A 10,022-nucleotide genomic window follows, 5' to 3' on the forward strand; every position below is an offset into this window, starting at 1 on the left:
TGGCTTGTAAAATATTATTTAACACAGTCTGCTCCTACATTCCCAGGTATGCCTTGCGCAAGTTGTCGTCCTTTAGCATTTCGGCAGCTTGTCCGGAGTGTACTATGACACCATTCTGCAATACGTAGGCGCGGTCGCTGATCGAAAGCGCCTTGGTCGCATTCTGTTCAACCAGCAGCACCGACATCCGNTCTTTCAAAGACTCAAGCACCCTGAACATGTCATCAACGATCACCGGGGCCAGCCCCAGCGACGGTTCATCGAGCATCAGAACCTCAGGCTCAGCAATCAAGGCCCGCCCGACAGCCAGCATCTGCTGCTCACCACCCGACAAAGAGCCGGCTTCCTGCTTGCAACGCTCCTTGAGCCGTGGGAACAGCTCATAAACTGATTCGACATTCTGTTTGAAATTACCCCGCACAAAGGTTCCCATGCGCAGGTTCTCCTCAACCGTCAGAGCCGGAAAAATCCGGCGGTTTTCCGGNCACAGGATCAAACCTTGCTCNGTGGGCTCCTTGGGGGTCTTGCGCTCCATTGGCTCACCCTTGTAGCGCACCTCACCCTTGGCCGGCACAACGCCGAGGATTCCAAAGAGGGTCGAGGTTTTACCGGCCCCGTTGGCACCCAGTATCGATACAATCTCGCCCTTGCCGAGGTCGAAAGAAATCCCCTTTACCGCCTGTATCGGGCCGTAGGAGATGTTCAGGTCAGTTACCTTAAGCATTATTGTCCCCCCCCCAGATACACGCGAATAACCTCGGGGTCCCGGGCAATCTCGGCCGGTGTTCCCTCGGCAATCTTTTTGCCGAAGTTGATAACGGTTATTCTGTCAGATATCTTCATGACGATGTCCATGTCATGCTCAACGAGCAGTATCGTCATTCCTTGCTTCTTCATATCGGTCAGAACCACATCGAGTTCTTCGGTCTCCTGATGGTTCAAACCGGCAGCTGGCTCATCCAGCAGCAACATTTCGGGCCGCGAAATAATCGCCCGTGCGATTTCGACCTTCTTGAGTATTCCGTATGACAACTGCGACGGAAACTGACTCAGATAAGGATAAATTCCAACCTCGGCAGCGACCTCCAGGATCTTGGCATTCACCTCTTCGATGAACTTCTTGTGCCCGCCGAAAAAAATGGNCGGGAACATTTTCTGGTAATGATAAGCGTAACCGGCATACAAGTTCTCGTACACCGTCATTCCGTTAAACAGATGCAGGTTCTGAAACGTNCGNGCTATCCCCTTGTGAATCATTTGGTAGTCCGGCAGCGCAGTGATGTTTTCACCCTTGTAATACACTTTTCCATACGTNCGTGGCCCCACGCGGGTAATCGAATTAAACAGGGTTGTCTTCCCAGCGCCATTNGGNCCGATCAAGGCATGAATGGTCCCTTTTTCGACGGTCATGGAAAAGTCGTTGACCGCAATCAGGCCGCCGAAACTGACTCCCACATTGGCTATTTCAAGCATTCGTTCCTTCCTCGTCTCCTGCATTTGAAGAGCAGCGGCCGCAGCCGCTGCTCAATCAACCTCTAAGGATTAGTCCAGGTCGCGGTACTGAATCCACTGGCTAACCGGAGCCAATCCCCCGTTCTGCACCTCAAGTACATACATGGCCTGTATACCCAGACGACTGGTTACATCGGTGCCATCTCCAAACGGATGATAGGTTGCACCAGGCACCAGTTGTCCCTGCCAATTGTCCATGCTTTCCATGGCCTCTACCAGCGCTTCGCGGGTCAGGTCACGACCTGCTCGCTCCAGACCTTCAGTAAACAGCTCGCCAGCTATCATCCCAGCCACTGCAAAAGCGTTTGGAATCGCATCTGCACGACCAACAAAGTCCTGGTATATCTTCCATGGCGGAAAATCAGGGTCGGTCAGGTCAGCAGCCACCCATGCCATTACCTGAAAGCCTTCACCGGCATCGGGACCAGCAGCAGCTACCACCGAAGCATCAGCGTTGGCATAACTACCCAGAATAACCGGATCGGTCAAACCGAACTCGTAAGCCTGCTGCAGGAAGGCCGGAGTCTGGGGGTTAAACGTAACCAGCATGATACCTTCTACATCAGCAGCCTGCAGACGACGAATGGCCGTCGAAAAATCGCTGCTGTACGGGTCAACCGAAATAGCCTCAACCAGCTTGGCATTCGGATAAGCCTTCTCGATGGTTTCCCTGGCCGAATTGTAGGCATCCTGCCCGTCATCAGCATTGCGGTAAACCATACCCAATCGGGTAAGTCCGAGCTCTTCAACCATGTAGGTTGCCATTACGTTACCTTCCAGCAGATAGTTCGGCTGGAACGGGAAGACGTACTGCTTGGGAGGTACTGCCAGCTGGGTAGCACCTGCACCCTGGTATACAAACGGCACGCCGCGGTCGTTCAGGTAATCCATGATTGCCAAAACACAGGGTGTTCCCAGACTACCAACCATCGCAAATACGCGGTCACGCTCAACCAGACGACGGGTCAAGCTGGCTGTGTTAGCCGGATTGAACTGGTCATCCTGGATGCGCAGATCGATCTGGCGACCGTGAATACCGCCTGCATTGTTTACATGCGCTATCCATGCACGCAGACCCTCAGCCATTGGCCCCCCGATAGCAGCTACCGGTCCCGACAGGGCCATTGTCGACCCCACTCGAATGGTGTCCTCGGTTACCCCCGGAACTCCCTCCTGCTGGCCTCCACCGAACACCGGCGCCAAGAGCACCAGTGACAAAACAACGCATACGAACAGTGATTTTTTTGTTCTCATGCCATCCTCCATAAAAAATTTTGGCTTTCGCCTTATTTCGCGACGGCTCTGGGACCGCAGGTAACACCTCGGTGATTTCCAGAGTCGATCCGTCGATCGCACCGTTTTCTGCCACCGCTACAATGGCCTGGGCAATTTCTGCCGGCTCAATCAAGCGGCCGATATGCACATCCTTCAGGATTCCATCAAGAGCAGCCTGGTCCATACCAGCTACCACCGGTAGTTCCAACGTATCCGGGAGCAATTCCTCCTGCACGAATGTCCTTGATCTTCTTCATGTGGAATTCACCTGCCAAGCTCTTCGGCCACAGGGCTACAGATACCTTGGTCGAAGAGTAGTTCAGCTGACTGGCCTGACCGCATTTGTTGACCGAGCTGATTGTGCAGAGCACACCGATCCAGCCGTTGTCGACCATGCGCTTGGCAACTTCACGCAAAACAATGAAAGAACCAATCAGGTCAACTTCCATCACCAGGCGAAAGGCGTCAGTTGACATCACTTTCTTGACCTTACCGGTCTCTTTATCGGTGTTGATCATCTGGCCGTCGCGGATGATACCGGCCGAAGGCACTACAAAGTTGATGCTGCCACCAAATTCCACGGTTTTGTCCATCAGGGCTTCGACGTCGGCATCCTTGGTTACATCAGTCTTGAGTCCGGTGGCACGGCCGACGGCGGCGTTGATCTCTTTTGCAACCCGATCAAGCTGATCAATAATAGAAAAAGCTACAAGAATGGCTGTTGCAAACAGAAAATCTGCAACAGCCACTTTTTACACACTACCTTCAGTGATCATTCAGGAATATTCAACAGAACACTCATTCCCTGACCACCGCCTATACACAGGGAGGCCAGGCCTTTATGTACTCCGCGCCGCTGCATCTCGTACAATAAAGTCACCAGGATTCTGGTTCCGCTAGCCCCTATCGGGTGACCAAGCGCGATAGCTCCGCCATTCACATTTACAATATCCGGTGAGATACCACCAAGTTCCTGTTCAAATCCCTTCAGAACAGCCATCGACTGGGCAGAAAATGCTTCATTCAGCTCTGCAAGTTCGATATCCTGCAGGGTCCACCCTGCCCGCTGAAGGGCCTGCCTGGTTGCGGGAACCGGACCATAACCCATGTAGGCAGGGTCCAGAGCCGCGCTGCCATAGGATTCGATCCAGGCCATAACCTTTAGTCCGTGCTTTTCTACGGCCGTCTCTGAGGAAAGCATGACCATAGCAGCCCCATCATTTATTCCTGAGGCATTACCTGCAGTTACGGTTCCATCCTTTTTAAATGCAGGGCGCAGCTTGCCGAGGGCTTCTGCAGTGACCCCAAAGCGGGGAAATTCATCCTGCGCGACAATCAAAGGATCACCTTTTCGCTGGGGAATTTGAACAGGAACTATCTCTTCCTTGAATTTTCCAGCCTGGATAGCAGCTTCAGCCTTATTCTGACTTGCTGCTGCGAACTCATCCTGCTGCTCACGGCTGATCTGCCATTTTTCAGCCAGATTTTCAGCTGTAATACCCATATGATACCCATGAAAGGCATCCGTCAGACCATCCTGCAGTATAAGATCGATCACTTCAGTGTTTCCCAGTCGTGCTCCGGATCGTCCTGAGGGCAGTGCATAAGGTGTCATTGTCATATTCTCTGCCCCACCGGCAAGAACGATCTCTGCATCACCAAGCTGAATTGCTCCTACTCCAAGAGCTACAGATTTCAGCCCTGAACCACAGAGTTTATTCACAGTATAAGCAGGGACCGTGTCCGACAGACCTGCCCCGATACTTATCTGACGGGCTATGTTCTGCTTCTGGCCTGCACTGAGAATATTTCCCACAATACATTCATCTACCTGTCCTGCCTCAAGACCACTTTGCTCGAGAACTGCGGCTGCAGCCGCCACTCCCAGATCCACAACCGACGTCCCGGAATACATTCCCTGGAACGCACCAATTGCGGTTCGCCTGGCCGCGACAATAGCAACCCGATTCTTTTTTTCCATTATTTCCTCCACGTGTGTACAGACTCTTGTCCACTCTTAAAGATAACCAATGCGTTTCGCTTCACTCTGCAGCTCATCTCTGAAATCAGGATGAGCAACCGCTATAAGATTCCGGGTTCGCTCACGAACAGTACGTCCACGCATATATGCAATCCCGTATTCAGTGACAATATGGTCGGTATTTGCTCTATGCAGGGTTACAGCTGATCCTTCAGTAAGAAATGGCATGATTGTACTGACGGTTCCGTTCTTTGCAGTAGAATGACAGGCAATAATCGACTTCCCCAGACCATCATAGGCCTCTTTAGCTCCTACCGCAGTATCAGTCTGTCCACCAGTGCCGCTGTATTGCACATGGCCGATGGATTCACTAGCGACCTGTCCCGTAAAATCAACACTCAAACAGGTATTAATACTGACCATCCTGCTGTTCTGTCTGACTACTGCAGGATCGTTGACCCATTTACCGCGCTGAAATTCGACTGCCATATTATTATCAAGCCAGTCGTACAACTCCCTGCTGCCCATAGCAAAGGCACAGATGAATTTATCCTTGTACAAGGATTTTCGTTTATTGGTGATTACTCCTTGTTCATAGAGGTGCATCATTGAATCCACCATCATTTCGGTATGCACACCAAGATCTTTTTTGTCTGTAAGTGCCAGGGCTACAGCATTCGGTATGTTCCCGATACCAAGCTGAATGGTAGAACCATCGTCGACCAGTTCAGCTATATACCTTCCGATTTGCCGATCAATCTCATTCGGGACAACAGTTGGTAATGCAGGCACATCCTGTGTGTGCTCTACAAAAAAATCGACATCCTTAACAGAAATATGTGTATCACCAAAGGTGCGGGGCAGGTTCTCGTTCACTTCAAGAACCACTATATCTGCTGCCTCAATAATATCTTTTTCATAGGTAATCCCCAGAGACAGTGAAACAAATCCTTTTTCATCTGGAGGCGTGCAGGTACCAAAAAAAATGTCCGGTTTTCTGGCATCAATTCTGTCCAGGGCTGCCCGATGCAGCATGTTTGGAACATACGTCACCGTACCAGCCCCCTCCTTGAGGGCCTTCCGCGATCCGGGAGCATGAAACCAGCTTGCAAGCTCAAAACGCCCCTTCATGGACGGATCCATGTAAAAATCATAGGGGTTCAGAGTCAATACGGAAAAAACACGCACATCCTTTACCCGGTCTGCAACACGGTGAAATCTCGACATGCAACCCAAGGGCTCAGATGCACATTGTGCAACAACCACATCAAATCCGCTCTGAATCTGCTGCACCGCCTCATCGGTTTCTACCAGTTTTGATGTGTAAATTTTATTCCAGTCGGCCATTACCTTTCTCCTTCTACCATCTGATTACATTTGCTGCCACTGCAAGACCAGCGCCGGAGGCGACAAGGACAACAAGATCACCGGGCTTGATCCGCCCCTCGCTTGCTGCTGTATGCAGCGCCATCGGAATACAACCGCTGCCGGTATAACCATAACGGTCCATAATTGTTGTGGTTTTTTCCATGGGATGTTCGAGTATCTCCATTACTTGACGGATAACATCCAGATTAATCTGGGTAAAAATAAAATGATCAGCTTTAGCTGCCGTGTGGCCGATTTTTGCAAGTATTTCATGAACGACTGGAGGCCAGAGTTCTACATTACGGGCGCCAGGAAGCCTCTGCAGCAGCTGGAGACCATATTCTCCGGACTCAAGCCGCTCCCTGGTGACAGGCTGCCTGGTCCCGCCACTATAAACACCAACATAATCCCATTGTGTGCCATCAGCCCGAAAGTGTCCGACAAGGTAGCCACGGTCTCTGGACTTGTCCTCAATAGATGACTTTTTAAGAACAACAGCCCCTGCACCATCTGCAAAAATCGAATATCCGAAAACATCACCTGGTCGAACAAAGGCGGGCATGTTATATACCCCGACGACCATTGCATACTGCATGTCTGAATGAGCATCAAGCATAGTGGCAGCAGCATCCAGAGCCGTACAAAATCCAGCACAGGAGGCATTGATATCAAAAGCAGCTGATTGCTCCTGGCCAGCCTGAAGTCTTCCCTGAAGTAATATCGCAGTCGCCGGACTTATATACTCAGGGGTATCTGTCCCGACAATAAACAGTCCGATATCTTTGGCCTGCAGACCTGGTTCCTCGGCACGGGCGTTCTCCAAAGCTGCCCTGCCGGCCTTTTCCGCAAAATCGGCCGTTGTTTCATCAATACCTCTCAGATGCGCAATATGTCGCCGGTCAATACCCAGTTTGTCTCTTATACGTTCTGCATCAAACTCTACATGCGCCAGATCCATTAATTCCTGGGAATCAATCGCTTCTCCTGGTGCATACAGGCCTGATCCGATTATCAGTGCCATGGGACGCTCCTTAATGCAAGAGTGAATCATCTCTCATAATAGGCTCAGTATAAATCCGTTTTGATTGATCCGCAAGCAATAAATAGGGAGTATTCTTACGATGTGCTAGCGTTATCGGGAGTTCTGCTCTCCATTTTTGCTTGACGGAATGGAATTCAACGCATAGGATAGTAGATTATAAATGAGAGGCGATTCACCTCATTCTTTTAATTCAGGAGGAACCATGGTTCAGGGAAAAATTTGTGTAGTGACTGGTGGCGGAAAAGGAATCGGCAGGGTAATTGTCGATACACTTGCCTCAAATGGAGCTGAGGCTGTCTATGCCCTGGATGTTTCCGCAGACGCACTCAAAGAGTTAAACGGAAGCAACACGCACGGGCAGGTGGTCAACGTTCTCGATGCGGACAACATCCACACCTGCATAGAAGACATCTGTGCCCGGCACGGAAGGATAGATGTTCTTATAAACAACGCCGGTATAACACGCGATGCGGTAATTAACAAGATGGATGATGATGCCTGGCAGCAGGTAATCGATGTCAATCTTAAGGGTGTGTTCCTTATGTCACGGGAAATTGGTCCTCGCATGATGGAATACGGATCAGGATCGATAATAAATATATCATCTGTTGTTGGACTCGATGGAAATATGGGACAGACCAACTACGCAGCCACAAAAGCCGGTGTAGTAGCTATGGCCAAGACATGGGCCAAGGAATTTGCACGCAAAGGTGCTGCTGTACGGGCCAATGCTGTTGCCCCGGGGTTTATCAACACTCCAATGATTCAAACCGTACCTGAGAAGGTTATTGAAGGAATCAAGGCAAAAACACCCCTGAAACGCATTGGGGAACCTCAGGAAGTTGCAAATCTGGTTTCCTTTCTTGCCAGTGACCTTTCATCCTACATTACCGGACAGGTCATTCGCGTAGATGGAGGATTAACCGTATAATCCGGGGGATACAATAAAACTTGGTGGATAGAAAAAGAAAAAGGGCATACCCTTCTGATAACAACCAAATCATCGGAAGGAATTACGTATGCCCTACAGCCAGTCTATCCCACCACAGGCGGAATCGCAATCCACGTAGATCATACGCTGGATTGCTCACTGAGGGAGAGCGAACAGTGGTCGCACGGAATGGACACGCGCCGAATCGGACAGTACTTACCGGCATCGGTCCGGTGGCGATTCGACGCCCCCGTGTCGATAAACGGCAGGCNGTGAAGCGGAAGCCCGAGCATGCGCGCTTCTCCAGCGGCGTTCTCCCACATTTCCTCCGCCATTCACGATAATCTACATGGCGGAGACGGAGAAAGACGCCAACAAGTCGTTCGATCACTTTATCCAGGCCTATGAGGACACGCTTCCCAAGGCCACAGAGACACTCGCAAAGAATCGTGACCAGCTGATGACGTTCTACCAGTTCCCTGGAGCTCACTGGACGCACATCCGCAGTACGAAGGTCACCGAAAGCGTCTTCGCTCCCGTTCGTCTACGTACCTACAAGACGAAGGGAATGGGCACCCATCGAGCCACTTGGGCAATGGCTTTCAAACTCGTTCAGGAGGCTCAGAAGACCTGGAGGAAGATCGCCAAATGGCAACAACTGGAACTCGTTCAAGTAGGACGAGAGTTCAAAGACGGAATCCTCGTGGAGGATTCAGCAGCATAGGTCAGAAATCAGAAGGGATGCCCATCCACCAAGATTGACAGTATCCGGGAATCCAGTAGTGTAGACCTACAAGGAGGCACAATGAACCCGCATAGAGCAATGGTAAAAGGAATTCACATTTCTTATCTCTTCAGTGAATCAGAATGTGACAGATCGAATTCAGGTAACCGGGATGTTCTCTATATTCATGGGAATACCGGTTGCAATCTATGGTTTTCAAAGGTCATGCAGCAGCCGGGCTGCCGGGTCTTTGCACCAGATATGCCCAATTTTGGTGAATCCGATCATATCGACTGCGCAGATATAGATACCTACGCTGATTATATGGCTGATTTTATTCAGGAAATGAGGCTTTCCGCACCAATAATTGTGGGTCACTCGCTTGGTGGTGGTGTAGGAATGAGCATTGCGACCCGATATCCGGAACTGGTCTCTGCGCTCGTCCTGGTTGATAGCTGCGCACCGGATGGCCTTGTTATACCCGAGGAACACTATCCTGCAATTGAAGCCTACAAGACGAACCAGGATTTCATGCGTCAGGGTCTGGCTGCAGTCTGCCCGAGCCTTGATGATCCTGATTTCCTTGACAAACTGACCAATCAGGCAATGAAAATGAATCCGATTGCTTTCAGCGGCAACGCCCGCGCTCTGGCTCGATTTTCAGTTGTCGGCAGCACTGACAGGTTTGCCGGACCGGTACTGGTTATGTACGGAGAAAAGGACATAATTATTACTGAAAAGATGGCTGAGAGAACCGCTGCGGCCTTTGCATCATCAAAACTCGAGATAATCAGTGATGTTGGACATTCAGTCATAGTTGAGCGGCCAGAACTGTTCACTGAAAGCCTGCAGAATTTTATCGCCAATAATTTCAGCTGAGCACAGGGCATTTGACATGGATGAAGCAGTCTCCGGCTAATGCCGCAGACCCGTATCAACAACGGGTACGTTGTACCCCAAGTGGTCAATGCTATTTGCCGATATAGTGGTCAAGAGGGGTTGCCATTTCCAGGTGCTCCAAATTTTTCACCTGAGCTACCCCAGATTAGCTCAGGTGACAGATAACACTTATACTACATGTCGCCGGAAAGCATAATGTCAAGAATAACTTCATCAGTTTTTCTCATGCCCTGCCTGGAAAGCATTCCAACCTTTCGGATTGTATCATCTGCCCGTTTCTGCACAATAC

General features: G+C 50.5%; 9 protein-coding genes and 1 pseudogene. 3 read left to right on the forward strand and 7 right to left on the reverse strand.

Going from position 1 to position 10,022, the window contains the following annotated elements:
• Positions 1–34 precede the first annotated feature (34 nt).
• The 7 genes from B071_RS0109825 to B071_RS0109855 all read right to left on the reverse strand — a co-directional run bounded on the left by B071_RS0109825 (position 35) and on the right by B071_RS0109855 (position 7,157).
• Positions 35–724 carry an ABC transporter ATP-binding protein gene (locus B071_RS0109825; protein WP_018526927.1) on the reverse strand — a complete coding sequence of 230 codons (690 nt, stop codon included), beginning with the start codon at positions 722–724 and terminating at the stop codon, positions 35–37.
• Complete coding sequence (locus B071_RS0109830) at positions 724–1,497, reverse strand: ABC transporter ATP-binding protein (RefSeq protein ID WP_438829684.1); 774 nt, start codon at positions 1,495–1,497, stop codon at positions 724–726. Before B071_RS0109830 ends, B071_RS0109825 begins: the two co-directional genes overlap by 1 nt.
• 45 nt (positions 1,498–1,542) lie before the next feature.
• Entirely contained in the window at positions 1,543–2,766 is a 1,224-nt protein-coding gene (locus tag B071_RS0109835) for an ABC transporter substrate-binding protein (protein ID WP_018526929.1), read from the reverse strand.
• 185 nt (positions 2,767–2,951) lie between these two features.
• Positions 2,952–3,536 (reverse strand): SDR family NAD(P)-dependent oxidoreductase, encoded by a 585-nt coding sequence (locus tag B071_RS16960; protein ID WP_051075294.1) that lies wholly within the window; start codon positions 3,534–3,536, stop codon positions 2,952–2,954.
• A gap of 23 nt (positions 3,537–3,559) precedes the next feature.
• On the reverse strand, positions 3,560–4,768 hold the full coding sequence (locus B071_RS0109845; protein ID WP_040588053.1) for an acetyl-CoA C-acetyltransferase: 1,209 nt from the start codon (positions 4,766–4,768) through the stop codon (positions 3,560–3,562).
• 36 nt (positions 4,769–4,804) lie between these two features.
• Positions 4,805–6,115: an acetyl-CoA hydrolase/transferase family protein gene (locus tag B071_RS0109850; RefSeq protein WP_018526931.1), complete on the reverse strand. Its 1,311-nt coding sequence runs from the start codon at positions 6,113–6,115 to the stop codon at positions 4,805–4,807.
• A gap of 13 nt (positions 6,116–6,128) precedes the next feature.
• Entirely contained in the window at positions 6,129–7,157 is a 1,029-nt protein-coding gene (locus B071_RS0109855; RefSeq protein ID WP_018526932.1) for a 3-oxoacyl-ACP synthase III family protein, read from the reverse strand.
• Between the two features lie 223 nt (positions 7,158–7,380).
• Here B071_RS0109855 and fabG point away from each other — a divergent pair, with 223 nt between their 5' ends.
• The 3 genes and pseudogenes from fabG to B071_RS16965 all read left to right on the forward strand — a co-directional run bounded on the left by fabG (position 7,381) and on the right by B071_RS16965 (position 9,712).
• The gene (fabG, locus tag B071_RS0109860; RefSeq protein WP_018526933.1) at positions 7,381–8,109 is read left to right on the forward strand and encodes a 3-oxoacyl-ACP reductase FabG; all 729 of its coding nucleotides are present in this window, start codon (positions 7,381–7,383) and stop codon (positions 8,107–8,109) included.
• A gap of 328 nt (positions 8,110–8,437) precedes the next feature.
• Positions 8,438–8,833: pseudogene (locus B071_RS0109865) on the forward strand (transposase); the annotation flags it as partial.
• 81 nt (positions 8,834–8,914) lie between these two features.
• Positions 8,915–9,712, forward strand: coding sequence for an alpha/beta fold hydrolase (locus B071_RS16965; RefSeq protein ID WP_083914803.1), 798 nt, complete (start codon positions 8,915–8,917; stop codon positions 9,710–9,712).
• The last annotated feature ends 310 nt before the right edge of the window (positions 9,713–10,022 follow it).

It is taken from the genome of Alkalispirochaeta alkalica DSM 8900, assembly GCF_000373545.1.
GTDB classification, from domain to species: Bacteria; Spirochaetota; Spirochaetia; order DSM-27196; family Alkalispirochaetaceae; genus Alkalispirochaeta; species Alkalispirochaeta alkalica.

Excerpts from the sequence above, each read along its gene's own strand:
- B071_RS0109855 (WP_018526932.1), bottom strand. The coding sequence starts at position 7,157 with ATGGCACTGATAATCGGATCAGGCCTGTATGCACCAGGAGAAGCGATT.
- fabG (WP_018526933.1), top strand. The coding sequence starts at position 7,381 with ATGGTTCAGGGAAAAATTTGTGTAGTGACTGGTGGCGGAAAAGGAATC.
- B071_RS0109845 (WP_040588053.1), bottom strand. The coding sequence starts at position 4,768 with ATGGAAAAAAAGAATCGGGTTGCTATTGTCGCGGCCAGGCGAACCGCA.
- B071_RS0109850 (WP_018526931.1), bottom strand. The coding sequence starts at position 6,115 with ATGGCCGACTGGAATAAAATTTACACATCAAAACTGGTAGAAACCGAT.
- B071_RS0109835 (WP_018526929.1), bottom strand. The coding sequence starts at position 2,766 with ATGAGAACAAAAAAATCACTGTTCGTATGCGTTGTTTTGTCACTGGTG.
- B071_RS16965 (WP_083914803.1), top strand. The coding sequence starts at position 8,915 with ATGAACCCGCATAGAGCAATGGTAAAAGGAATTCACATTTCTTATCTC.